Here is a 25,951-nt window from a genome sequence, read left to right on the forward strand (position 1 = left end):
TTTAATAGGTTTTATGAATTAAAGGAGTGGATTCCTATTTTATTAAAGTTAGATAACCATAAAGAGAGATTGCAATTTTTAGAGCAAAAAAGTGCTGTTTTTAAGGAACGAGCAGCTTTACATGATTTAGAGAATACATTTCCATTTGAGAATTTTGAAGATTTAAAAGAAATAGGCTATCCTGCTTTAACAGTTCCAAAAAGATATGGTGGCCTGGAAATATCATTATTAGAAATGGTTCAATACCAAGAGGTATTAGGGAAAGCGGATGGTTCAACGTCTTTATCAATTGGCTGGCATATGGGGATTATCAAGCATTTGAATGACGAAAAGTCATGGGATGAATCGATGTATGAAAAAGTCGCAAAAAATATCGTAAAAACAGGTGCTTTATTAAATACAGCAGCTTCTGAGCCTGCAACGGGTAGTCCGACACGCGGAGGCAGACCAGAAACAACAGCTATTTTACAAGATGATTATTATATCATTAATGGACATAAAACATTTACGACTTTAGCTCCTGTCCTTCATTATTTTGTAGTAACAACGTATTTGCCTGAAGAAGAAAAGCTAGTTAATTTATTAGTACCTCGTGGGACGGAAGGTCTTAAAGTAGAGGAAACCTGGAATACGGTTGGGATGAGAGGAACAGGCAGTCATGATTTACTGCTCGAAAACGTCAAGGTTCCTAAAGAAAATCTAGTTGAATCTCTTAATAAGGGTAGAAAAGCTGCTGGATGGCTCCTTCATATTCCTGCCTGTTATTTAGGGATTGCACAAGCTGCACAGGAGGATGCGATCCAATTTGCTAAAAGCTATTCTCCAAATAGCATCGAAGGAACGATTGCTGACTTACCTAATGTGAAGCAAAAAATTGGCGAAATGGAATTACTTATACAGGAAAGTAAGCACTTCTTATATTCGGTAGCTCGTAAATGGGATGAATCGTCCTATGAGGAACGTCAAAAAATGACCCCTGAGCTGGGCGCTGTTAAGCATGCGGTTGTTAATCATGCACAACAAATTGTCGATTTAGCAATGAGAGTAGTCGGTGCACAAAGCTTAGCATTAAAAAACCCATTGCAAAGATATTATCGAGATGTAAGGGCTGGACTTCATAACCCTCCGATGGATGATATGACGATTATGCTTTTAGCTTCTGAGGCATTAAAACGCTCATAGAGATAAGGAGGGAACAAGAGTGATAGAGTTAAAAAGAATTTCGAAAACCTTTGAAAGAAAAGGAATTAAAAACGAAGCATTAAAGAACATTGATTTAACGATTAATAAAGGAGATATATTCGGAGTTATTGGCTATAGTGGTGCAGGAAAAAGTACGTTAGTAAGGCTTGTCAATTTCTTAGAAAGACCAACAGAAGGGGAAGTGTGGATTGAAGGCCAGCCTCTTCACAAATATTCTCCTTCGAAGCTTAGAGAAGTAAAAAAAACGATCGGAATGGTTTTTCAGCATTTTAATTTACTTGAAACGAAGACCGTTTTTCAAAATGTAGCGATACCACTCATTTTATCGAAGGAAAATAAAGATATCATTAAAAAAAGAGTAACAGAGCTACTCGAATTTGTTGGCTTAAGTGATAAAATGACGAGCTACCCTAGTGAGCTTTCTGGAGGACAAAAACAAAGAGTTGGAATAGCTAGAGCTCTTGCTTCAAATCCTAAAATTCTTCTTTGTGATGAAGCGACTTCAGCTCTTGATCCTCAGACCACACAATCAATTTTACAGCTATTGAAAAAGATTAATCGTGAATATCATATTACCATTATGATCATCACCCATGAAATGTCAGTTATTAAAGAGGTCTGTAATCGAGTAGCCGTGATGGAGCAAGGAAGTATTGTTGAGCAAGGATCTGTATTAGAGGTATTTGGACATCCTAAGCATGAAACAAGTAGAAAATTTGTGAAGACTGTCATTCATAATACATTGACGGATTCGATGAAAAAAACACTACTGGAAGAAAAACAAAATCATCATGACTCTAAACTATTTAAAATAGAATTAGTTGGGGATTTAGCATCCAAACCGATCATCAATGAGTTAATACAAAATTATCAAGTGAACGTCAACATCCTTTTTGCCAACACGGTCGATATACAAGAGACGGCTTTAGTCATTTTATATATCCGACTAAACGGAGGGGTTAAAAAGGTTGGAGAAGCAGTCCGCTACTTAGAGGGCTTAGGAATTCGCGTAGAGGAGGCGAGCGTATAATGTTCTCTACTTCAGTAACAATGGACCAATTTATGACCGCATTTAATCAAACAGTATATATGGTAAGTGTTTCATTATTATTTGGGGCTTTAATTGGAGTTCCTCTCGGAATATTATTGGTCATAACAAGACCTGGCGGCGTTTTAGAAAATAAGTGGATATATGGGCTGTTAAACCCTTTAATTAATATCGTTCGTTCATTGCCATTTATTATTTTAATGGTCGCGATTATTCCATTTACCCGATTAATTGTTCAAACATCGATTGGGACTAGTGCCGCAATCGTACCTTTAATTATTTATATTGCTCCTTATATAGGTCGGTTAGTTGAGAATTCATTATTAGAGGTCAATCCTGGAATCATTGAAGCAGCAGAAGCGATGGGGGCAACACCCTTTCAAATTATCCGCTACTTCATTTTGCCTGAAGCTTTTGGATCCCTTATTTTATCAATTACGACAGCAACGATTGGATTAATTGGAGCTACTGCCATGGCTGGAACGATTGGTGGTGGAGGAGTAGGTGATTTAGCAATTGTTTTCGGGTACCAACGATTTGATACCTTTGTTATGATCGCCACCGTTATTTTATTGGTCGTACTCGTCCAAGGAGTTCAATCATTAGGAAATATATTAGCAAGAAAAGCTAGAAGAAATTAATCATAGAAAGAGTGAACAGATATGAATAGAAAATTAATCATCTTTTTAATCGTCAGTTTTTCCTTCCTATTATCCGCATGTGGTTCAGCAAGTAATGGAGATGGTGAGGAAAAAACAAGCATTAGTGTTGGTTTTGGAGTAGGAACTTATGAAGAGCAGTTCCGCTTTGGTATTCTTCCTATTTTAGAGGAAAAAGGCTATGAAGTAGAAATGAATGTCTTTTCTCAAAATATGCAAGTAAATCCTGGTATGAAAGAAGGCTCTATTGATGCAAGTGTCTTCCAAAGCACCGCTTATATGGAAGGGATGAACGAAGAGCTTAATATAGAAATGACCCCTATTGCCTATGTTCCTAGTGCTCCACAAGGGCTATATTCTGAGCGCCATGATTCTTTAGATGCCGTCCAAGATGGATCAACTGTAGCAGTACCTAACGATCCAGTTAACCAGGAGCGTGCTGTGAGAATCCTAGAAGATTTAGGCTGGGTCACTGTAGCAGAGGATGCTGGAACCGTTGATTTTAATTTAAACAGTGTTGAAGTCGCTGATTATGATATTGAAATTGTCGTAATGGATCCTGCTCAAATTTTAGTATCATTACAAGATGTCGACTTTGGTGTGGTAAATGGAAATTATATTGCGAACGCTGACCGTAAGATAACGGAAGCTTTACAAATTGAAAACACACCAGTAGAGCATCGCATTATTGTTTCTATTTTAGAAGGAAATGAAGATACTCAATGGGCACAAGATTTAAAAGCAGCTTATGAATCGGCTGAATTCCAAGAGTATATTGAATCTCAGGAAAAATATGATGGCTTTATCATGCCTGAAGCTTGGCAATAATGAAATTAGATAAAGATTGGGATAAAATCAGCAATAAAGGCTAGGATAAAAAATGTTTTAAATGAGCTCATAGCAAAACTTGAAATAGTGTAATGGATGGATATACGTACAGGACCTTCCTTCTTAATTAAGAAGGAAGGTCCTGTTAAATTGGAAGTGGTCATTGGCAGCTCCCAACTAAACGAGGAGTGCCTTATGGAAGCGAACATTCGGACCACTACTATGTGTAGAGCTCTTCATTCCATGCTTATGTCCACTGTCTTTGTATGATAAAAAAACGAGTGGGCAGGCTATCTGATGTGATAACTTTTGTGTTTATTTATGAAGGAGGCAGAAGTCCAAATCCATAATAGAAACATTCATCTCGGTTAATCCCCTAGAATTTATCCTTTTAAAGGGGCAATATCCTCCAATAGAAATGTTCTTGAATGGAATAAAAGGAACGGAATAGTATTGGATGTTAACTTGATCAAATTTTTTCTTTTACCTTTGTATTTTCCGCCTCTAAATCCGTTACACGTTGTTCTAACGCTCTCCTTTTTGCCTTTGACTTTTTAACTAAAAAGAAGATGATACCTCCGATCAATAAAACCCAAAATAAAACTGGGAGAAGTGTTAAAAAGACATCCATGACTTCACCTCCTTGATTTACTATTTTTTGTTAATCATTTACATAACATGTATATGTTACTTTAAGTTTCAAAAATAGTCTAATGATTACTGTAGAGTAAGAGATGTCATAAGGGACTAAGGATAAATAGCTTATTTTAGCATCTATAAAAAAGTTGTTTCATATGAAGAAATTAAAAATGCTTTTATCTGTTTTTGCCTTTCTCTGTTTATCTTTGCATTCTTTACTAGCCATACCTTCTCTTTTTGCTAGTCGTTTGTTATGAGCAATTTGCAGGCAGTGCTTCCACCAATATGTTACAGTAAGAATAGATTCTATTTAAAATTGTTGAATGATAAAGGAGAATGTGATGATGAAACCATTAACATCCATTGAAGATTTGAGAGAATTTGTTGAACAACCAGGACAGCATCTACTTTTTAAACATAGTACAACTTGTCCAATCAGTGCAAAAGCCTTTGAAGAATTTAAATCATTCGTCGAAAATACAAATGCTTCAGCAGCTATTGTGAAGGTTATAGAGAATAGAGATGTATCGAATCAAATCGCAGAGGATTTTGATATAAAGCATGAATCTCCGCAGGTGTTTTTACTTGAAGATAGTCAGGTAACATGGAATACCTCACATTGGAAAATCACAGAAAAGGCATTAAAAGAGGTGACTTCATCATGAGCGAATCGGTGATTGTCTATTCAACAGATGGTTGTGTAGAGTGTAACTATGTTAAAAATATGCTGAAAGAAGAAGGGGTATCTTTTGAAGTTAGGGATATTTTTGAGAAGGAAGAATATCAGCAGGAAGTAGAAAAATTTGGCTTTATGGGAGTTCCGGTAACCGTCTATCAAGAAATGGCAATTAAAGGGTTTACCCCTGAATTAAAGAATTTAATTGCAAAAGCTAAGAATTAACTAATGAGCATCGAGAGTAAAGTATTCTCGGTGCTTAGAGTAGTTGTAGAGATGCCTCTTGTTGACTAATATTTAAGAAAAGAAGAAGTAGGATAAAGGATGTTGACTATGGAAAATACAGGACTCGTTTTAGAAGGTGGAGGAAGCAGAGGCATATTTACGGCAGGAGTACTAGAATATTTAATGAAGCAAAACATCTATGTACCTTATGTTATAGGAGTTTCTGCAGGGGCGTGTAATGGTTCCTCCTACATATCTAAGCAACTCGATCGGAATCGCGCGGTGAATATGGACTTTTTAGATCATCCAGATTATTTATCATACCGTAATTACTGGAAAAAAAGAGAATTGTTTGGTATGGATTTTCTTTTCGACTCATTACCTAATCAGTTAGTTCCGTATGATTTTGATACCTTTGAAAAGGCGGAGGAAGAGTTTGTTGTAGGCACAACCGATTGTATGACAGGGGAGCCCATTTATTACGAAAAATCAAAATCTGCTAAGGATGTACTTACGATTCTTAGAGCATCAAGCTCATTACCGTTTGTTGCACCGATTGTACCCTACGATAACCGAATGCTTATGGATGGTGGAATTGCCGACCCTATTCCGATTAAAAAATCAGTAAAAACAGGCCATACTAAAAATGTGGTCGTTTTGACTCAGCATCGAGAATATGTCAAAAAACCTCAATCTTTTGGATGGCTACTACGAAATAAATATCGCAGCTACCCTGGATTAATTAAGGCATCACAAATTAGACATCAGGTATATAATGAAACGTTACAATATATTCGTGAAGAAGAGAAAAAAGGGAACATATTTGTAATCAGTCCGCAAGAAAAATTAGAAGTAGGCAGAGTCGAAAGAAAAAGGTCTAAATTACTAGCACTTTACCAAAAAGGCCATAACGAAATAGAAAAAATTGCACCAGCTCTAAAAGAGTTTTTAATGTAGTTCATGGTGAAGGAGTCTTGGTTATTGCTTTTCCTCTTCTGGTGCTGGATGGGATTGTAAAAAACCAATTCCAGATAAAACGGCTACAATAGAGAGGATACTAGGTAAAAGCGGTGGCTCCTTCATCATAATAAAGAAAAATACCCCTATCACACCAGCAACAAGTAATAAAATAGAAAATAACTTCATGATTCAACCCTTCTTTCTTCTAAATCTATAATTTAGCAAGTCCATATAAAAATGGTAGCTTGGTTTGAGTGTTCAGAAATTCATCACATTGTTGCTCATTACACAATATTTCCGGCTCGTAAAAATAAACATGCCATTTTTTCTTTTTTAATTGCTTAACTATTTTTTTCTGAGCTTCTTTGCTAACAGCTTCGATAAAAGCTAACCGATATGGCACTAATGCAATATTTATGGATATATTAGCTACGGTTATTTTAGGTGTAGGATAGTACAATTCAGAAAATAACTTTTTGTATAAGATCCTCTCTGCTTCAGTTTGACACTCGCTGTACTGGTCTTTTACTAGAATGAGAGAAGCTCGATGCTGACTTTTTACTATTATAAAAGGAGGCTTTTTTGTAAAAATAATCCTCTTGAATATTTTTCTACGTAAACTCACTGTTCATCACCCCTTTTTAGTTTGTCCATATCCAGCAAAAAATAGACAATGAAATCCATAAATGTCCAAAATAAAAATCATCTCTTGATTTGTGTATCATGTAAACGGATTCAATAAGATTCAACTATTAGAATTAATCTAAATTATCTAATTATTTTTCGAAAAATGGTTGACCAGAAACAAGAATCAGCGTATTATTAACAACAATAATAGTTTCATAAGGAAAAACAAATGTCCTTCTGAAATGGATTATGTTGCATGTTTGCAACTGAAAATTCAGAATAGTAAATGTCGGAAAATAACGATAGCGAATTTTTATATCATATTTATTCGCTCTACCAAACATAAGATTTAGACATAAAAAAGCAAGGAATTGGGAGAGATTTTTATGAGAAGTAATATGATTAAAAAAGGAATAGATCGTGCTCCACACCGTAGCTTACTAAGAGCGACTGGTGTAAGCGAAGAGGATATGAATAAGCCATTCATTGGCGTCTGTAACTCTTATATTGATATTATTCCAGGACATATGCATTTAAACAAATTTGCAGAGGTCGCAAAAGAAGCGATAAGAGAAGCCGGAGGAATTCCTTTTGAATTTAATACAATAGGCGTAGATGATGGAATTGCAATGGGTCATATTGGAATGAGATATTCATTACCAAGTCGTGAAATTATATGCGATGCAGCTGAAACAGTCATTAATGCCCATTGGTTTGATGGGGTTTTCTATATTCCGAATTGTGACAAGATTACTCCAGGAATGCTCATGGCTTCTGTTCGAACAAACGTCCCTTCTGTTTTTGTATCAGGAGGACCGATGGAAGCGGGTCGTTCAAAGGACGGTCAAAGTCTATCCTTAGTATCTGTGTTTGAAGGAGTAGGGGCTTTCTCGTCAGGTAAAATGACAAGAGAGGAATTACTTGAAATTGAACAAAGTGCTTGCCCTACCTGTGGTTCTTGTTCAGGAATGTTTACCGCTAACTCAATGAATTCGTTAATGGAAATGCTTGGGCTAGCTTTACCTGGTAATGGAACAATTGTAGCGACTTCGGAAGATCGTCACCAATTAATAAAAGATGCTGCTAAGCATTTAATGAATTTAATAGAGAAAGATATTAAACCTCGTGATATTGTCACGAAAGAAACAATCGATGATGCCTTTGCACTTGATATGGCGATGGGTGGTTCGACAAACACGGTTCTTCATACATTAGCTATCGCACATGAGGCTGAAATTGAATATGATTTAAATCGTATTAATGAAGTGGCTGAACGAGTCCCTTATTTATCTAAAATTAGCCCAGCCTCCGATTACTCTATGGACGATGTTCATAAAGCTGGAGGAGTGAGCGCTATTATTAAAGAGCTTTGTAATATCGAAGGCGCGATTCATCCAGAGCGTATAACCATTACAGGGAAAAGCATATACGAAAACATCAAGGATGCAGAAATTACAAATGATGATGTTATTCGTCGCAAAGACAATCCGTATAGTCCTGTTGGAGGATTATCCATCCTGTATGGAAATATCGCACCAGACGGAGCCGTTATTAAGGTAGGAGCCGTTGATCCTTCTATCCAGGTTTTTGAAGGAGAAGCGATTGTATATAACTCACAAGAAGAAGCCCAAGATGGCATCGATAATGGTGAGGTGAAAGAAGGCCATGTCGTTGTCATTCGATATGAAGGACCAAAGGGTGGACCAGGAATGCCGGAGATGCTTTCTCCGACTTCGAAAATTGCCGGTAAAGGCTTAAGTACGAAAGTAGCGCTTATAACAGATGGAAGATTTTCAGGAGCATCTCGGGGAATTTCGATAGGTCATATTTCGCCGGAAGCAGCTGAAGGAGGTCCTATTGCCTTCGTTGAAAATGGTGATAAGATTCGAATTGATTTGACAAATCGTTCTCTTGAATGGCTAGTAAGTGCAGAAGAGCATGCGATAAGAAAAGAAGGATTTGTTGAGCCTGAACCAAAAGTGAAAAAAGGATACTTGGCAAGATACGCTAAACTAGTAACCTCCGCTAATACTGGTGGAGTCATGAAAATCTAAAAATAAAAACGTTGATGAGGAAAGTAATGGTTTGAATGACATCTACAGAGAGCCGTAGCTGCTGAAATACGGTGTTGTCACATTCGATGAAACTCCCCTCTGAGTGTTGGTCTGAACGCATAGCTATTAAGATCAACCGGGTGTTCACTAGCACTCGTTATTAAAATGGGTAAGCACAAGTTTACCCGCTAAGATCAAGAATATCTTGATGAATAAGGGTGGTACCGTGGAAAGAGAATCTTTTCGCCCCTTCGTTGGTCGTTTTATGACGATGTAACTGAGGGGGTGGAAGGATTTTTTTTCTTTCTAGTTAGCTAAAATATCAAAATAATGAGTCCATAAAGAGAGAAAGCAGGACAATAAACGAGGAGGATATAGGATGAAAATGGAAGTGAAAAAAGAGAGAAAGCATCAGGTAACAGAGGGACAAAAAATGTCAGGCTCTAGTATGTTAATTAATGCTTTATCGCTTGAAGGTGTTGATGTTATTTTTGGCTATCCAGGGGGAGCTATCCTTCCAACGTACGATGAAATTTTTAAAACAGGTATTCGTCATATTTTAGCTAGGCATGAGCAGGGTGCCGTCCATGCTGCTGAGGGTTATGCTAGAATATCCGGTAAACCAGGGGTATGTGTGGTAACTTCAGGTCCAGGTGCCACAAATGTTGTAACAGGAATTGCCGATGCGATGATGGATTCTTTGCCGCTTGTGGTTATTACCGGGCAAGTAAGTACATCCGTTATTGGTACAGATGCTTTTCAGGAAGCAGATGTTATTGGCATTACGATGCCTATTACAAAGCATAATTTTCAGGTGCGCACAGTTGAAGAACTACCTCAAATTATTAAAAAAGCGTTTCATATTGCAACAACGGGTCGTCCCGGTCCTGTATTAATTGATTTACCTAAAGATGTTTCACAAGGAGAAGGCGAATTCTTCTACGACAAACCACTTGATCTACCAGGATATCAGCCGACTACGATTCCAAACCGACTACAAATTAAAAAGGTAGTTGAAGCGGTCACAGAATCTAGAAAGCCCCTTATTTTAGCAGGAGCAGGCGTCCTACATGGTAAAGCGGCCGAAGAACTAAAACAATATGCAGAGCAACAGCAAATCCCAGTAACGAACACATTATTAGGATTAGGATCATTCCCAGGAGAACATGAGTTATTTTTAGGAATGGCTGGAATGCACGGAACTTATACAGCTAATATGGCTATTTACGAATGTGATTTGTTAATTAATATAGGAGCTCGTTTTGATGATCGTTTAACGGGTAATCTTGAGCACTTTGCCCCAAATGCAAAAGTGGTTCATATTGATATTGATCCAGCTGAAATTGGTAAAAACGTGGAAGTTGACATACCTGTTGTAGGAAATTCAAAGCAGGCGATTGAAATGCTACTGGAAGCAGATGGTGAAAAAGGCGAGCACGCGCTTTGGAGAGCTGATTTAAAACAGTTAAAGCAGGAATATCCACTTTGGTATAAGCAGGATGGAGAAGTCATTAAGCCTCAGCAATTAATTGAGCTTATTCACGAAGTGACAGAAGGAGAGGCGGTTGTCACAACGGATGTTGGGCAACATCAAATGTGGTCCGCTCAATATTATAAGTTCAACAAACCGAATCGCTGGGTCACATCAGGTGGCTTAGGAACGATGGGATTTGGTTTCCCTGCTGCAATTGGTGCTCAGTTCGCTGAACCGAATCTGCCTGTTGTAGCGATTATTGGTGATGCTGGATTTCAAATGACGGCTCAAGAGCTTTCGATATTACAAGAGTTAAATTTACCTGTCAAAATTGTGATTGTAAATAATGCGGCACTAGGAATGGTCCGTCAGTGGCAGCAGTTATTTTATGGAGAACGCTACTCCAATTCTCTATTCCCTATCCAACCAGACTTCGTTAAGCTTGCTTCTGCCTATGATATTAAAGGAATAAAGGTAGAGAACTTATCAGAGGTAAAGGATGCTCTAAAAGAGATGATGGATTATGATGGTCCTGTTTTAATGGACTTTAGAGTAGCTCAGGTTGAAAATGTCTATCCAATGATTTCGCCAGGAAAAGGGATTCATCAAATGGAGGGGGTTAAACCATGAAAAGAACATTAACAGCCCTTGTAAATAATAGCTCAGGAGTTTTGAATCGAATAACAGGACTGTTCGCAAGACGTCATTACAATATTGAGAGTATTACGGTTGGAGTGACAGAAAACCCAGCTATTTCAAGAATGACCTTTGTCGTGCAAGTGGATAACATGAGTAATATCGAACAAGTAACAAAGCAACTAAATAAGCAGGTTGATGTTTTAAAAGTAAAAGATATAACAGATGAATCGATTATTGCTAGAGAGTTAGCTTTAATTAAAATTGTCGTAACACCTCAGCAAAGAGCAGAGGTCGCAGCGCTAGTAAATCCTTTTCGGGCATCGATCCTCGATGTTGGCAAAGAGTCTATGACCGTTCAAATTACGGGTGATGATCAGAAGGTTGAGACCTTTATTGATTTGTTAAAGCCTTATGGAATTAAAGATATAGCTCGCACTGGAATTACGGCATTTAATAGAGGCTCAAGCAAAAAATCAAGTCATGATATAAACCGTTTAACGCTTATTAACTAAGAAGCTGTTAGAACATTTTCTATAAGGAAGTTATGTTTAGAAGAAACACATTTCATCAACTGAGTGAAAAGTTTCTACTATTATATAAATATAAAACTGATCAATTTAAAGGAGAGATTATAATGGCAAAAGTTTATTACAATGGAGACATTAATGAAGCGGTATTACAAGGGAAAAAAGTAGCGGTAATTGGATATGGATCACAAGGTCATGCTCATGCTCTTAATATGCGTGAAAGTGGAGTAGAAGTAGTCATTGGTTTACGCCAAGGGAAATCATGGGATAAAGCGGTAGAAGATGGCTTTAGTGTTTATTCTGTTAAAGAAGCAGCTGAGCAAGCTGATTTAATTATGATTTTATTACCAGATGAATTACAGCCAACTGTATACAAAAATGAAATTGAGCCAGTTCTAACAGAAGGAAAAACGTTAGCATTTGCGCACGGATTTAATATTCATTTTAATCAAATTGTGCCACCAGCTAATGTAGATGTTTTCTTAGCAGCTCCTAAAGGACCTGGTCACCTTGTTCGTCGTGTATTTGAAGAGGGAGCTGGAGTACCTGGTTTAATTGCTGTTTATCAAGATGCTACAGGTTCAGCAAAGGATATAGCATTAGCTTATGCGAAAGCAATTGGTTCTGCTAGAGCAGGAGTTATTGAAACAACTTTCCAAGAAGAAACAGAAACGGATTTATTTGGTGAGCAGGCTGTGTTATGTGGAGGAACCTCAGCACTTGTAAAAGCTGGTTTTGAGACATTAGTAGAAGCTGGTTACCAACCCGAAGTTGCTTATTTCGAATGTTTGCACGAGTTGAAATTAATTGTTGATTTAATGTATGAGGGTGGACTAGAAACGATGCGTTATTCCATTTCAGATACAGCACAATGGGGAGATTATGTAGCTGGTCCTCAAGTAGTAACGGATGAAACGAAGAAAGCGATGAAAAATATTCTTTCTGATATCCAAACAGGTAAGTTTGCTAAAGGATGGATCCTTGAAAACCAAGCTAATCGTCCTGAATTTACAGCAATCACGAGAGCTGAAAGTCAGCATCCATTAGAAGTTGTTGGAAGAGAGCTACGTGAAATGATGCCATTTGTAAAAAATAAAACAAAAAGTCCTGTAAGCAGCGGAAAAAATTAATTGACTAGCGTCTTGGAGTTACAGATTGGAAGTCGAGTTTCCAGCTCACTCCAAGACGTTGTTTTCTTAATAAGGATGAGACGGATGTGTCAAATACGGGAGGATTTATATGAGAAAGAAAATTGCAGTTCTACCAGGTGATGGAATTGGTCCAGAAGTGACAAGTTCAGCATTAAAAGTTTTAAATATTATAGGTGAGAGGTTTGGTCATGAATTCACTTATGAAGAAGGCTTGATTGGAGGAGTGGCGATAGACCAAACTGGAAATCCACTACCTGAAGAAACGGTTGAGCTATGTAAAAAAAGTGATGCTATCTTATTAGGAGCGGTTGGAGGTCCTAAATGGGATCAGCTTCCAGGTCATCAACGACCAGAAAAAGGACTACTTGGATTAAGAAAAGCACTACAACTTTTTGCTAATCTTAGGCCAGTAACAACTTTTAGTAGTTTAACGGAAGCTTCTACCTTGAAGAGTGAAGTTATTGAAGGGGTAGATTTGATGATTGTCCGTGAATTAACCGGAGGTATTTATTTTGGTGAACCTCGAGAAAGAATAGAAAAAAATGGTGAAGAACATGCAATCGATACATTAACTTATTCTAAATCAGAGATTGAAAGAATAGTAAGGAAAGGCTTTGAGTTAGCGCAGGTTCGAAATAAAAAGGTTACTTCTGTTGATAAAGCTAATGTTCTAGAATCAAGTCGTTTATGGAGAGAAGTGGCCGAGGAAGTAGCAAAGGACTTCCCGGAGGTTTCATTAGAGCATATGTTGGTTGATAATTGTGCGATGCAGCTTATTAGAGCACCTAAGGCGTTTGACGTTATTGTTACAGAAAATATGTTTGGTGATATCTTAAGTGATGAGGCTTCTATGTTAACAGGTTCTTTAGGTATGTTACCATCTGCTAGTTTATCAGCAACATGCTGTGGTTTGTATGAACCCATTCATGGTTCAGCTCCAGATATTGCTGGAAAAGGCTTGGCAAACCCGTTAGCAACGATTTCATCATTATCAATGATGCTAAAATATGAGTTTGGATTGGAACAAGAAGCGGAGGTTCTAAATGAAGCTGTAAACCAAGTATTGAGTAATGGTGCTAGAACAGCTGATTTAGCAAAGGATGCATCGCATGCTCTATCAACCGATGAAATGACAGAGAGAGTAATAGCAGCATTAAGTGTAACGAGCTATACATGATGAATAGTTAATCTTTCAAGGAGGGAATGGCATGGCGCCTAAAACAATTATAGAAAAGATATGGGAAAAGCATGAAGTGATAGCAGAAGAGGGAAAGCCTAGCCTTTTATATATTGATCTTCACATGGTACATGAAGTGACTTCTCCTCAAGCATTTGAAGGTCTAAGGTTAGCTAAGAGAAAAGTTCGTAGACCTGATTTAACGTTTGCTACTATGGATCACAATGTGCCAACCGTTAATCGTTATGATATTAGTGATATAATAGCCAAAAAACAAATGGAGACACTTCAAGAAAACTGTCAAGATTTTGGTATTGATATTGCCGATTTAAAAAGTCCGGATAATGGAATTGTTCATGTTATTGGACCAGAATTAGGTTTAACACAACCAGGTAAAACGATTGTTTGTGGTGATAGTCATACTTCTACTCACGGAGCCTTTGGAGCGTTAGCTTTTGGTATTGGTACGAGCGAGGTTGAGCATGTTCTTGCTTCCCAAACATTGTGGCAGTCTAAACCACAAACGCTTCAAATTAAAATTAATGGCCAATTAAGTGCAGATCTTTCGGCAAAAGACGTGATTTTAGCGATAATTGCGAAGTTTGGTGTAGATGTAGGAAATGGTTCAGTCATCGAATTTACTGGTGATGCGATACGCGGGATGACAATGGAAGAAAGAATGACAATTTGTAACATGTCGATAGAAGCGGGTGCAAAGGCTGGTCTTATAAGCCCAGATCAAGTTACGTTTGATTACCTAGAAGGAAGAAAGAATGTACCAACTGGCGAGAGCTTTAAAGAACTTGTAGAAGAATGGAAGCAACTAGCAACAGATGAAGGAGCTATTTTTAATAGAACCGTTGAGATTGAAGCGAATGAAATAGAACCAATGGTAACCTGGGGAACGAATCCGTCTCATGGAGTCGGTATAAGCCAAAGTATTCCATTCCCTGAAGATGCTAAAAGTGAAGCTGAAAAACGAGGAATCTCACAAGCGCTAGAATATATGGAATTGCAACCAGGAACCCCTGTTTCAGATATTTCAATTCAACATGTTTTTATTGGATCCTGTACGAACTCTCGTATAAGCGACATTCGTGCTGCTGCTAGAATTGTAAAAGGACAAAAAGTAGCAGAAGGCGTTAGAGCAATGGTTGTTCCAGGGTCGCAAAAGGTAAAGAAAAAAGCCGAGGAAGAAGGATTAGACCAAATATTTATAGACGCTGGATTTGAATGGCGTAGCTCAGGTTGTAGTATGTGTTTAAGCATGAACCCTGATGTAGTCCCTGAAGGAGAACGCTGTGCTTCAACTTCCAACCGAAACTTTGAAGGAAGACAAGGTAAGGGAGCTAGAACACATCTAGTCAGTCCAGAGATGGCAGCAGCAGCAGCAATTGCCGGACATTTTGTTGATGCACGCTCATTTCAGAAACAGTCACTAACGAAAGGGTAAGGGGGAAGACATAATGGAACCAATTATTTTACATGAAGGGAAAATTGCTGCTCTCAATCGCGTAAATGTCGATACGGATCAAATTATACCGAAGCAATTTTTAAAACGAGTTGAGAGAACGGGGTTCGGTCAATTTTTATTTTTTGATTGGCGTTTTTTAAAGGATGGAAGTGAAAATCCTGAATTTGAATTAAACCGACCACATACAAAGGGAGCATCTATATTAGTGGCTGCTCATAATTTTGGCTGTGGATCATCAAGAGAGCATGCTCCTTGGGCTCTTCACGATTATGGATTTAAAGTCATTATTGCTCCAAGCTTTGCCGATATTTTTTATAATAACTGTGTGAAAAATGGAATGCTACCAATACGTCTAAATGAGGAGCAAACCCTAGAGTTATTAGATCGTGGTGCAGAGCATGAATTTGAGTTAAGTGTTGATTTAAAGCAACAAACTATAACGGGGGCTGATTTTAAAGCAACCTTCGATATTGACCCTTATTGGAAGGAAATGTTGCTTAATGGCTGGGATGAAATCGGATTAACTTTGAGGTATGAAGAAGCAATAACTAAATATGAAGAGCAACATTCCCGTTAATTAGATTTGGCAGAACTGTTTCTGCCAAATTTTTTTGTTAAAACGAACGAACTAAATTGTTATTTTGCTTAACAACTGATAAAATAATGAAAACGTTCTAGACAAAGCGGATGAAAGGTCAAAACTTGGAGAGTTATTATGAGTGAAAAAGGCAATAAACCAACATCAAAAATTATTCCTTATCCAGGATTAGTACGCAGATTAATTGAAAAAGGCATGGATTCCTTGAAAGAGAAAAATCCACAATATGCTTATCAGCTTTTTAAGGAAGCGTCTAACTATGAACCAGATCATCCTCAAGTGAGATTTGGAATCGTACTATGTTTAGTTGAGCTTGGAAGACTAGAAGAAGCGGTTGAAATGACAACAGCATTATTACATGAGGATATCGGAGATTATTATGATAATTTGCAAGTACATATTTCATTACTTGTTCAATTATCTAGATATCACGAGGTGGTCGAGCTCTTGGATGCTGTATTATCAGAAAATCGTCTACCTGCAAATCATGCTGAATCTTTCTATCAGCTCCTGCACTTCAGTCGGCAAATGATAGCAGATGATTCCTCTCTATTACAAATAGAAGAAACACTCGTAGTAAATGAGCATGCACTGTCTATGCTTCATTCTGAAAAGGTAAGTTTGCAATGGCAGGGATTGCAGCTTTTAGAAAAAATAGAGGAAGAGTATGCACATGACGCGCTAATTGCTTTTATTGAAAATACAGAGAATGATGACTTACTTCGTTCCATCGCTTTAGAAATTTTACATAACCATCAAGTAAAAAAGGTCATACATATTGAAAAGTTTAGTCGTTCGAAAGAGGTCTCTCCTAAAGAGTTGTTTACCGTATATAATAGTCCGTTCGGACAAGAGGTCTCTCAAGTATTAGAGGATTTTTTAGAATCGGAAAATCCAAACTTATTAGAAATGATTTCTCAGCTAGTATGGTCACATTTTTACGCTCTTTATCCATTTAATCCTATTCCAAACACGCCAAAAGTTTGGGCATGCTGTTTTTATTTAGTGATGGCTCAAAGAATGGGTATAGATGTTGACAATGAATGGGTAGAAAAAACGTCAAATCATACGGTTGAACAACTAATGCCTTATTTAAAAGAAATTGAGGACGTTGAAAGCTCCACCTTTTCAATGTTTGACTTTATTCATAAAAGCTAAAGGTTAAAAAGGTGTGGTAGCGTCGATTCATCGCCTTATTAGAGTTTTTCTAATGATGATGACCTTAACAAGAGAGTGTATTTTAAACTTATAGTAAACCATTTGAAAAGAATAGGCTTTATGTTATAATGATGGGGTTGTCAAAGTTGAAACTTAGATAAAATGTTCGGAAACGAAGATGTATATAGTTGGAGGGAAAGATTAATGACTGCAAAATGGGAAAAGCAAGAAGGAAATGAAGGAGTCTTAACGGTTGAAGTAGGTGCTAGTGAATTAGCAAATGCACTAGATGTTGCTTTCAAAAAGGTTGTTAAGCAAGTAAATGTACCTGGCTTCCGTAAAGGGAAAATGCCACGTCCATTATTTGAAAAGAAATTTGGTGTAGAGTCACTATATCAAGAAGCAATTGATGTATTATTACCAGGTGCTTATTCAAAAGCGATTGAAGAAACAGGTATCGAGCCTGTAGATCGTCCTGAAATCGATGTAGAATCGATTGATAAAGAAACTGGTGTTACATTTACAGCGAAAGTAACGGTAAAACCTGAAGTAACTTTAGGCGATTACAAAGGCTTAGAGGTAGAAGAAGTTGATACAACTGTTACTGATGAAGATGTAGAGCAAGAATTAAAAAATCTTCAAGAGCGTAAAGCTGATTTAGTTGTAGTAGAAAACGGTACAGTTGAAGACGGTGATACAGCTGTTATTGATTTTGAAGGTTTTGTTGATGGAGAAGCATTTGAGGGAGGAAAAGGTGAAAACCATTCCTTAGAAATTGGTTCTGGTCAATTTATTCCTGGCTTCGAAGAGCAGCTTGTTGGCTTAAATGCAGGAGATGAAAAAGAGGTTGAGGTAACCTTCCCTGAAGAATACCACTCAGAAGATCTTGCAGGTAAAGCAGCTACTTTCAAAGTCAAAGTACACGATATTAAAAGAAAAGAATTACCAGCATTAGATGATGAGTTCGCTAAGGATGCTAACGAAGAAGTAGAAACGTTAGAAGAATTAAAAACAAGCATTAAAGAAAAGTTAGAGCATGACAAAAAGCATCAAGCTGAGCACAAAGTCCGAGATACGGTTGTAGAAAAAGCAGCTGAAAATGCAACGATTGATGTACCAGATGCTATGGTTGCAACTGAGGTTGACCGTATGGTTCAAGAATTTGAGCAACGTTTACAAGCACAAGGTTTAAACCTTGAAATGTATGGCCAATTCTCTGGACAAGACGAGGCTGCACTTCGTGAACAATTCCAAGCTGATGCAGGCAAGAGAGTGCGTGTCAATTTAACTCTAGAAGCGATTGCTAACGCTGAAGAAGTAGAAGTGAGCGACGAGGATGTTGAAAAAGAATTTGAAAAAATGGCAGAAATGTACCAACGTTCAGTTGATGAAATTAAAGCTATTCTTTCAGCGCAAGGTGGAGCAGATGCTATTAAGGGTGACTTGAAAATTCAAAAAGCTGTTGAGCTTTTAGTTGAAGAAAGCAAAACAGTACCAGCGGCTGAGTAACCCTCACGTTGACATAATAAATGAAGGGAGCAAGGCATGATTTAATTCGTGCCTTGCTTTTCCTTCATTTTACATAGTAGTTGAAGATTTCAATTTATAATATGTATGATCCCTTCTTGAAATGAACAAGCTGTTAAATAAGGGGGATTAGGAAATTGAAGAAATTCATGGGCAAAAAAAGGAATTTAAGGATTAGATCTTGAATGTATTATAAATCCACACATAAACATAAGTAACTGGGTAACTTGTTTTTGCATACGTTGTAAATGAAGTTTTCTTCATTTATTATGTAGATCCGTACATAGAAGTATAAGATAGTTTTGCTTTTGATCGTTCTGTGGTACAATAGCTGAAAATCTCGACTGTCAATTTCCGTTCTTCTTAGGTGGATGTACATCATTCAAACTAAATGAACAAGACCTAATAGAAGAAAAAAATAGTTTGAAATGGTACAATATTTTGAGGGGTGATTTGAATGTTTAAATTTAACGATGAAAAAGGGCAGTTAAAATGTTCTTTTTGTGGGAAAACTCAAGATCAAGTCCGCAAATTAGTTGCAGGACCTGGTGTGTATATATGTGATGAATGTATCGAGCTTTGTACGGAGATTGTGGAAGAAGAGCTAGGTACAGAAGAAGAAGTGGAGTTTCAAGAGGTTCCAAAACCTTCTGAAATTCGTTCGATTTTAGATGATTATGTAATCGGACAAGAAAGAGCGAAAAAATCTCTTTCTGTAGCTGTATATAATCATTACAAGCGTATTAATGCATTAAATCGTTCTGAGGAAGTTGAATTATCTAAAAGTAATATTTGTATGATTGGGCCAACAGGTAGTGGGAAAACTCTACTTGCTCAAACATTAGCGAGAATTTTAAATGTTCCTTTTGCGATTGCGGATGCAACTTCTCTTACTGAAGCAGGCTATGTAGGGGAAGATGTAGAAAATATCCTTCTTAAGCTGATTCAAGCTGCTGATTATGATGTTGAAAAAGCAGAAAAAGGAATCATTTATATTGATGAAATTGATAAAGTTGCACGTAAATCTGAAAATCCATCAATTACAAGAGATGTTTCAGGTGAGGGTGTACAACAGGCGTTATTAAAAATCCTAGAAGGAACAACGGCAAGTGTACCACCACAGGGAGGCAGAAAGCATCCACATCAAGAATTTATTCAAATCGATACGACCAATGTTCTCTTTATTTGTGGAGGTGCATTTGATGGCATCGAGCAAATTATTAAACGTCGTCTAGGTAAAAAAGTGATAGGCTTTGGTTCTGATTCAAGACAAGATGATTTGAAGCCAGGTGAATATTTAAGTAAAGTTTTACCAGAGGATTTACTTCGCTTTGGATTAATTCCTGAATTCATCGGAAGACTTCCGATTATATCAAGCTTAGAACCACTTGATGTTCATGCTTTAGTTGAGATTTTGACGAAGCCAAAAAATGCACTAGTCAAACAATATCAAAAGCTATTAGAGCTTGATGATGTAGAGCTAGAGTTTACAGATGAAGCGTTAAAGGCTATTTCTAATCAAGCTATTGAAAGAAAAACCGGTGCAAGGGGCTTACGTTCTATCATTGAGGGTCTTATGCTGGATGTGATGTTTGATTTACCTTCGAGAGATGATATTGTTAAATGTATCATTCATGATAAATGTGTCACCGAAAACGCAGCACCTATTTTAAAAACGGAAGACGGCTCCGAAATTGAATTGACTAAGTCAGAGCCTAAAGAAAGTGCTTAATAATCGGGGCTGGGACAAAAACGGTTTATAAATGAGCTCATTCTGTGAAATTTGAAATGGTGTGTAATACACAATAACGAATAGGACCTTCCTTCTTATCAAAAGAAGGAAGGTCCTGTTGGAATTGTAGATTTTTTAATGAAAGACGTAGTCGTGCGAACACAAGGTACGGAGACAAAAGTGGAAAAGTCGAAAGGAGCATTAAAAAAGTTAGTTTGGCAATACCCTACCGGACGCGAAGTGTCTTGGGGAAGCGAATAGCCTGGCACCTAACATGTATGGAGCTCTTCATTCTTGCGTATAATCCCACCTCTCTTTCTTGTTTTATAAGAAGTTATGAAATGGATCTCTAGTTAATAATTTGAATTATTTTCCTCTAGTTACATCCTTTTCATTGCTTAATATTGGGTTAGTCATTCCTTTCAAGGTCATACTATAAAAAAGTAGTGATGATGTAGGAGGATGAAGGATGAACTGGACAGGTATTGCATTACTTATTCAATTATTTTTTGGAATCGTCATTGGCTTGTACTTCTTTAATTTATTAAAAAATCAGAGAAGTACCCGTGTTTCCATAGACAAGGAATCTAAAAAGGAGATGGAGCAGCTTAGAAGAATGCGCTCGATTTCTTTAAGTGAGCCTTTATCAGAAAAAGTAAGACCTTCCACTTTTAAAGAAATTGTTGGACAAAAAGAAGGCATTCGTTCATTGAGAGCAGCATTATGTGGTCCAAATCCACAGCATGTATTAATATATGGTCCTCCTGGAGTTGGAAAAACCGCTGCAGCACGATTAGTATTAGAAGAAGCAAAGAAAAATGTTACTTCTCCTTTTCAGCGTAATGCCGTTTTTGTTGAATTAGATGGAGCGACGGCTCGTTTTGATGAAAGAGGGATCGCTGACCCGTTAATTGGTTCTGTTCATGATCCAATTTATCAAGGAGCTGGTGCGATGGGGCAGGCAGGAATTCCACAGCCAAAGCACGGAGCAGTTACAAAGGCTCATGGGGGTATGTTATTTATTGATGAGATAGGTGAACTACATACCATACAGCTTAATAAATTATTAAAGGTTTTAGAGGATAGAAAAGTATATTTAGAAAGCGCTTATTATAGTGAAGAAAATCAGTCAATACCGAGACATATTCACGATATTTTTCAAAATGGATTGCCAGCTGACTTTCGTCTAATTGGAGCCACAACGAGAACTCCTGACGAAATACCACCTGCGATTCGTTCACGCTGTCTAGAGGTTTATTTTCATGCATTAAAACCAAACGAAATCATCCAAATTACCGAAAAAGCTGTTGAAAAAATCGGTTTTACTGCTGAGGATGGCACACTTGAGAAAATAGCCAAATATGCGACAAATGGTCGCGAATCTGTAAATATTGTGCAAATTGCGGCAGGGATTGCAATGTCAGAAGGAAGAAAAACCTTAACGTTCTCTGATGTGGAATGGGTCCTCCATGCAAGTCAAATGAGCCCGCGTCCCGAAAAGAAAATTCATATCGAGTCTTCGGTTGGGATTGTAAATGGCTTAGCCGTATTTGGACCGAATATGGGAGCGCTACTTGAATTAGAAGTAAATGTCATTAAAAATGAAAATAAAGGCAGCATTAATATTACCGGGATTGCAGAAGAAGAACAAACAGGAAATCAAATGCGTTCGATTAGAAGAAAAAGTATGGCAAAAGGTTCGGTTGAAAATGTTGTAACCGTTCTAAGAAGAATGGGGATTCCTACTTCAGACTTTGATATTCATGTAAATTTCCCAGGAGGTGCTCCTGTTGATGGTCCATCTGCAGGGATTGCGATCGCCACGGGGATTTTCTCGGCGATAGAAGGTATCAAGGTTAAACACACTGTTGCAATGACAGGAGAGCTAGGCATACATGGTTCTGTTAAACCTATAGGTGGAGTCGTAGCCAAAGTACAAGCAGCTAAATTGGCTGGTGCAACAACCGTTATTATTCCTGAAGAAAACAATCAAGCCATCCTTCAGGAAATGACTGATATTGAAGTCATACCTGTAAAGCACTTAGACGAGGTTTTAGATATAGCCTTAGAAAAAGAACAAACAGAAGAGGAAGTGATTCCTGCTATGAATCCTTCAGTTGTTCCGACTACCATTTTATAAATATTTCTATTATTAGACAAAGGTTTAGACATAAGATAAAATTAATGATATCTACTTGTAAGGAGCAGGTCTATTTTTTAGCCTGCTCACGGTTTTTATAAAAAAATCCTAAGTTACATTTTTAAATGTAGGAGAAATTGGAATAGGAAGATGGAGGTGTATGCGGATGGTCGATCGACAAAAACGACATATTCCGCTTCTGCCTTTACGAGGGCTTTTAGTGTTCCCATCTATGGTTCTACACCTTGATGTAGGAAGAGCAAAGTCTGTTCAGGCATTAGAATTTGCGATGGAAAGTGAAGCAGAACAAGAAATATTATTAGCTACCCAAAAGGATATTGCAATAGACGATCCAAGCAAAGATGAAATTTACTCAGTAGGTACAGTAGCCAGAATTAAGCAGCTACTAAGGCTACCTAATGGGACAGTTCGTGTTCATGTCGAAGGTCTATCACGAGCTAAAATTAATCATTATTTGAAGAATGAAGATTTTTATGAAGTAGACATCTCGATATTAAATGATGAAGAACCATATAAATCTGCTGAAGTACAAGCAATCATGCGTAATATGCTACAAATGTTTGAACAGTACTCAAAGGTATCTAAGAAAATTTCAAACGAAACGGTTACAATGATCAAAGAAATTGCTGAGCCAAGTCGTTTAGCCGATGTAGTTTCTGCTAACTTGCCATTAAAAATAACGGAGAAGCAGCAATTATTAGAAATGATTTCAGTTAGAGACCGTCTAATTCATTTAATTCAAATTTTAAATAACGAACAAGAAGTACTAGGTTTAGAGAAGAAAATTGGCCAGCGTGTCAAAAAATCAATGGAAAAAACACAAAAGGAATACTATTTGCGCGAGCAAATGAAAGCCATTCAAAAAGAATTAGGCGATAGAGAAGGCCGCACAGGGGAAGTTGCCTCTATTAAAGAGAAAATCGAATCAGCGGACATGCCAGATTACATTTATTCGAAAGCTATTAAGGAATTAGACCGCTACGAAAAAATGCCTGCCAACGCAGCAGAAAGCTCTGTCTTAAGAAATTATCTAGATTGGTTGATTCAGTTGCCATGGAAAAAAGAAACGGAAGACCAACTAGATGTTGAGCGAGCGGAAAAGATTTTAGATGAGGATCACTATGGATTAGAGAAAGTAAAAGAAAGAGTATTGGAATATTTAGCCGTCCAAAAATTAACTCGGAAGCTAAAAGGCCCGATTCTTTGTTTAGCTGGACCTCCTGGTGTAGGTAAGACTTCTCTTGCCCGGTCGATTGCTAAATCATTAGGTAGGGAATTTGTCCGAATTTCTTTAGGGGGAGTTCGTGATGAAGCCGAAATAAGAGGTCATCGACGTACATATGTTGGAGCAATGCCTGGAAGAATCATTCAAGGAATGAAAAAAGCAGGAAGCATTAATCCTGTATTCCTTCTAGATGAAATAGATAAAATGGCGAATGACTTTAGAGGAGATCCGTCTTCTGCTCTATTGGAGGTCTTGGATCCGGAACAAAACAATTCCTTTAGTGATCATTATATTGAGGAAACTTATGATCTCTCAAAGGTGATGTTTGTAACGACTGCAAATAATATCGGTACGATTCCAGGTCCATTGTTAGACCGGATGGAAATTATCACGATTGCGGGATATACAGAGCTAGAAAAAATGCAAATAGCTAAAAATTATTTGTATAAAAAGCAGCGTGAAAATCACGGATTAACGGGTAATATGATTAGAATAAATGACGAAGCCCTTTTAAAAATCATTCGTGAATATACACGTGAAGCAGGGGTACGTTCTTTAGAGCGTCAGCTAGCAGCTATATCTAGGAAAACGGCTCGACTAATTGTATTAGGAAAACAGAAGCGAGTCATGATTACAGAGAGTCTAGTAGAAGAAATGTTAGGCAAGCCTCGTTTTCGATACGGGTTAGCAGAACAAGAGGATCAAATAGGAGCAGCAACAGGGTTAGCGTATACGACCGCTGGTGGGGATACATTATCAATAGAAGTATCGCTCTATCCCGGAAAAGGGAAGCTTACGCTAACTGGAAAATTAGGCGACGTTATGAAAGAATCTGCACAAGCAGCATTTAGTTATATTCGATCTCGTTCCGAACAATTGCAAATAGACGCTAATTTTCATGAAAATTATGATATTCACATTCACGTTCCAGAAGGGGCAACTCCAAAGGATGGACCTTCAGCTGGGATTACGATGGCTACCGCTTTAATTTCTGCTTTGACGGGGAAACCAGTAAAAAAAGAAGTAGGAATGACAGGTGAAATTACACTAAGAGGTCGTGTATTGCCAATCGGTGGATTAAAAGAAAAGTCAATGAGCGCTCATCGAGCTGGGTTAACGACTATTATTATTCCAAAGGATAATGAAAAGGATTTAGAAGACGTCCCAGAAAGCGTTAAAAAAGATATAAAGTTTATATTAGTTTCACATTTAGATGAAGTACTAAAGTATGCTATAGGAGAGGTACAATGAAAGTTACAAAATCAGACCTCGCAACAGTAGCGGTCAAGCCTGAACAATATCCGAACACATTAATGCCTGAAATAGCTTTAGCAGGACGTTCTAATGTTGGAAAATCATCCTTTATTAATAAAATGCTGAATCGAAAGGCATTAGCTAGAACCTCAGGTAGACCAGGTAAAACTCAAACTTTAAATTTTTATATGGTTAATGAGCTATTTTACTTTGTCGATGTACCCGGCTATGGATTTGCGAAAGTGTCTAAAAAAGAGCGAGAGGCATGGGGAAAAATGATTGAAACGTATATCCAATCAAGAGAGCCGTTAAAAGCGGTTATTCAATTAGTCGATATACGCCATAAGCCCTCTCAGGATGATAAGATGATGTATGAATGGTTAAAGCATTATGAGATACCGGTCATTATTGTGGCTACCAAAAGCGATAAAGTACCAAAAGGGAAATGGAAAAAACATCAAAAAGTAATCGAAACAGAATTAAACAAACATCCTGATGATCCGGTTGTCTTATTTTCATCAGAGTCAGGGAATGGTAAAGAAGAAGCTTGGAAAAAAGTTCAATTTTACTTAAATCAATAAGTATGACATAGAATAGACTAAAAAAGCGAAGTGGAATGAATGTTCCATTTCGCTTTTTCTATTTCAGATTCTGATGATGCAAGTCTTCCGCTGCAATCTTTCTTATAATGTGTGAACGAGATTTTATCATTCCTTTACGTTAGAAATTGTTACATTAGAATGATTCTAAAATTTATGGTAAAATGTTATGGGTTGGATACAAATAGGATAAGATAACATAATAAGGGATAACCTAAAGAAGAAAAATTAGAGGAAAATCTTGATACATAAAGAAAATGAAACGCCATAAAAATGAAATCGATCCTTCATGCATTGTTCACATTTTATTTTTTGTGTATGTGTCGTTTCATGTTA

Annotated in this window: 25 protein-coding genes and 1 other annotated feature; of the genes, 21 read left to right on the forward strand and 4 right to left on the reverse strand. The window is 37.4% G+C overall.

The features are described 5' to 3' along the window. The first annotated feature begins 69 nt into the window (after positions 1-69). From AZF04_RS09830 to AZF04_RS09845, 4 genes are read left to right on the forward strand one after another with little or no spacing between them, the layout of a single operon-like run. Entirely contained in the window at positions 70-1,182 is a 1,113-nt protein-coding gene (locus AZF04_RS09830; protein ID WP_235599955.1) for an acyl-CoA dehydrogenase family protein, read from the forward strand. A gap of 19 nt (positions 1,183-1,201) precedes the next feature. After that, complete coding sequence (locus AZF04_RS09835) at positions 1,202-2,233, forward strand: methionine ABC transporter ATP-binding protein (RefSeq protein WP_061948551.1); 1,032 nt, start codon at positions 1,202-1,204, stop codon at positions 2,231-2,233. Further along, entirely contained in the window at positions 2,233-2,892 is a 660-nt protein-coding gene (locus AZF04_RS09840) for a methionine ABC transporter permease (protein ID WP_045480682.1), read from the forward strand. Before AZF04_RS09835 ends, AZF04_RS09840 begins: the two co-directional genes overlap by 1 nt. Positions 2,893-2,913: 21 nt before the next feature. After that, positions 2,914-3,738 carry a MetQ/NlpA family ABC transporter substrate-binding protein gene (locus AZF04_RS09845; RefSeq protein WP_061948552.1) on the forward strand — a complete coding sequence of 275 codons (825 nt, stop codon included), beginning with the start codon at positions 2,914-2,916 and terminating at the stop codon, positions 3,736-3,738. Between the two features lie 5 nt (positions 3,739-3,743). Here AZF04_RS09845 and AZF04_RS21185 read toward each other — a convergent pair whose 3' ends face one another. Both AZF04_RS21185 and AZF04_RS21190 read right to left on the reverse strand, forming a co-directional pair. Then, positions 3,744-3,902, reverse strand: a complete 159-nt coding sequence (locus tag AZF04_RS21185; RefSeq protein ID WP_156479507.1) for a hypothetical protein — start codon at positions 3,900-3,902, stop codon at positions 3,744-3,746. A gap of 305 nt (positions 3,903-4,207) precedes the next feature. Beyond that, positions 4,208-4,369, reverse strand: coding sequence for a hypothetical protein (locus AZF04_RS21190; RefSeq protein ID WP_156479508.1), 162 nt, complete (start codon positions 4,367-4,369; stop codon positions 4,208-4,210). Positions 4,370-4,721: 352 nt separating this feature from the next. Here AZF04_RS21190 and ytxJ point away from each other — a divergent pair, with 352 nt between their 5' ends. From ytxJ to AZF04_RS09860, 3 genes are all read left to right on the forward strand, one after another. Beyond that, positions 4,722-5,042 (forward strand): bacillithiol system redox-active protein YtxJ, encoded by a 321-nt coding sequence (ytxJ, locus tag AZF04_RS09850; RefSeq protein ID WP_412459203.1) that lies wholly within the window; start codon positions 4,722-4,724, stop codon positions 5,040-5,042. After that, positions 5,039-5,278, forward strand: a complete 240-nt coding sequence (locus AZF04_RS09855) for a glutaredoxin family protein (RefSeq protein WP_061948554.1) — start codon at positions 5,039-5,041, stop codon at positions 5,276-5,278. Before ytxJ ends, AZF04_RS09855 begins: the two co-directional genes overlap by 4 nt. A 108-nt stretch (positions 5,279-5,386) precedes the next feature. Continuing rightward, complete coding sequence (locus AZF04_RS09860; protein ID WP_061948555.1) at positions 5,387-6,235, forward strand: patatin-like phospholipase family protein; 849 nt, start codon at positions 5,387-5,389, stop codon at positions 6,233-6,235. A gap of 21 nt (positions 6,236-6,256) precedes the next feature. On the opposite strand, the gene AZF04_RS21195 is transcribed toward AZF04_RS09860, so the two are convergent. Both AZF04_RS21195 and AZF04_RS09865 read right to left on the reverse strand, forming a co-directional pair. Further along, positions 6,257-6,424 carry a hypothetical protein gene (locus AZF04_RS21195; RefSeq protein ID WP_156479509.1) on the reverse strand — a complete coding sequence of 56 codons (168 nt, stop codon included), beginning with the start codon at positions 6,422-6,424 and terminating at the stop codon, positions 6,257-6,259. A 25-nt stretch (positions 6,425-6,449) separates the two neighbouring features. Continuing rightward, positions 6,450-6,863 carry a hypothetical protein gene (locus AZF04_RS09865; RefSeq protein ID WP_061948556.1) on the reverse strand — a complete coding sequence of 138 codons (414 nt, stop codon included), beginning with the start codon at positions 6,861-6,863 and terminating at the stop codon, positions 6,450-6,452. 388 nt (positions 6,864-7,251) lie between these two features. Here AZF04_RS09865 and ilvD point away from each other — a divergent pair, with 388 nt between their 5' ends. The 14 genes from ilvD to yihA all read left to right on the forward strand — a co-directional run bounded on the left by ilvD (position 7,252) and on the right by yihA (position 25,597). Beyond that, on the forward strand, positions 7,252-8,919 hold the full coding sequence (ilvD, locus tag AZF04_RS09870) for a dihydroxy-acid dehydratase (RefSeq protein ID WP_045480665.1): 1,668 nt from the start codon (positions 7,252-7,254) through the stop codon (positions 8,917-8,919). A gap of 2 nt (positions 8,920-8,921) precedes the next feature. Continuing rightward, positions 8,922-9,173 (forward strand) — a binding site (T-box leader). 125 nt (positions 9,174-9,298) lie between these two features. Further along, positions 9,299-11,023, forward strand: coding sequence for an acetolactate synthase large subunit (ilvB, locus tag AZF04_RS09875; RefSeq protein WP_061948557.1), 1,725 nt, complete (start codon positions 9,299-9,301; stop codon positions 11,021-11,023). Beyond that, complete coding sequence (gene ilvN / locus AZF04_RS09880) at positions 11,020-11,544, forward strand: acetolactate synthase small subunit (protein ID WP_045480659.1); 525 nt, start codon at positions 11,020-11,022, stop codon at positions 11,542-11,544. The genes ilvB and ilvN overlap by 4 nt, the downstream gene beginning before the upstream one ends. 122 nt (positions 11,545-11,666) lie before the next feature. Continuing rightward, on the forward strand, positions 11,667-12,689 hold the full coding sequence (ilvC, locus tag AZF04_RS09885) for a ketol-acid reductoisomerase (protein ID WP_045480656.1): 1,023 nt from the start codon (positions 11,667-11,669) through the stop codon (positions 12,687-12,689). 109 nt (positions 12,690-12,798) lie between these two features. Beyond that, on the forward strand, positions 12,799-13,887 hold the full coding sequence (gene leuB, locus AZF04_RS09890) for a 3-isopropylmalate dehydrogenase (protein WP_061948558.1): 1,089 nt from the start codon (positions 12,799-12,801) through the stop codon (positions 13,885-13,887). A gap of 31 nt (positions 13,888-13,918) precedes the next feature. Then, the gene (leuC, locus tag AZF04_RS09895; RefSeq protein WP_061948559.1) at positions 13,919-15,340 is read left to right on the forward strand and encodes a 3-isopropylmalate dehydratase large subunit; all 1,422 of its coding nucleotides are present in this window, start codon (positions 13,919-13,921) and stop codon (positions 15,338-15,340) included. Between the two features lie 13 nt (positions 15,341-15,353). Further along, positions 15,354-15,938, forward strand: a complete 585-nt coding sequence (leuD, locus tag AZF04_RS09900) for a 3-isopropylmalate dehydratase small subunit (RefSeq protein ID WP_045480647.1) — start codon at positions 15,354-15,356, stop codon at positions 15,936-15,938. 138 nt (positions 15,939-16,076) lie between these two features. Continuing rightward, positions 16,077-17,117 (forward strand): tetratricopeptide repeat protein, encoded by a 1,041-nt coding sequence (locus tag AZF04_RS09905; RefSeq protein WP_045480644.1) that lies wholly within the window; start codon positions 16,077-16,079, stop codon positions 17,115-17,117. Positions 17,118-17,321: 204 nt separating this feature from the next. After that, positions 17,322-18,626: a trigger factor gene (tig, locus tag AZF04_RS09910; protein ID WP_061948560.1), complete on the forward strand. Its 1,305-nt coding sequence runs from the start codon at positions 17,322-17,324 to the stop codon at positions 18,624-18,626. Positions 18,627-19,101: 475 nt separating this feature from the next. Further along, positions 19,102-20,376: an ATP-dependent protease ATP-binding subunit ClpX gene (gene clpX / locus AZF04_RS09915; RefSeq protein WP_045480637.1), complete on the forward strand. Its 1,275-nt coding sequence runs from the start codon at positions 19,102-19,104 to the stop codon at positions 20,374-20,376. Between the two features lie 138 nt (positions 20,377-20,514). After that, the gene (locus tag AZF04_RS21770; RefSeq protein WP_268753416.1) at positions 20,515-20,637 is read left to right on the forward strand and encodes a hypothetical protein; all 123 of its coding nucleotides are present in this window, start codon (positions 20,515-20,517) and stop codon (positions 20,635-20,637) included. 208 nt (positions 20,638-20,845) lie between these two features. Then, complete coding sequence (lonB, locus tag AZF04_RS09920) at positions 20,846-22,516, forward strand: ATP-dependent protease LonB (RefSeq protein ID WP_045480634.1); 1,671 nt, start codon at positions 20,846-20,848, stop codon at positions 22,514-22,516. Between the two features lie 166 nt (positions 22,517-22,682). Further along, positions 22,683-25,013 carry an endopeptidase La gene (gene lon / locus AZF04_RS09925; RefSeq protein ID WP_045480631.1) on the forward strand — a complete coding sequence of 777 codons (2,331 nt, stop codon included), beginning with the start codon at positions 22,683-22,685 and terminating at the stop codon, positions 25,011-25,013. Continuing rightward, a complete protein-coding gene (yihA, locus tag AZF04_RS09930; protein WP_045480629.1) occupies positions 25,010-25,597 on the forward strand; it encodes a ribosome biogenesis GTP-binding protein YihA/YsxC in 588 nt (195 codons plus the stop codon). Before lon ends, yihA begins: the two co-directional genes overlap by 4 nt. Positions 25,598-25,951: the final 354 nt, after the last annotated feature.

It is taken from the genome of Alkalihalobacillus trypoxylicola (genome assembly GCF_001590785.1).
GTDB classification, from domain to species: Bacteria; Bacillota; Bacilli; order Bacillales; family Bacillaceae_D; genus Alkalihalobacillus; species Alkalihalobacillus trypoxylicola.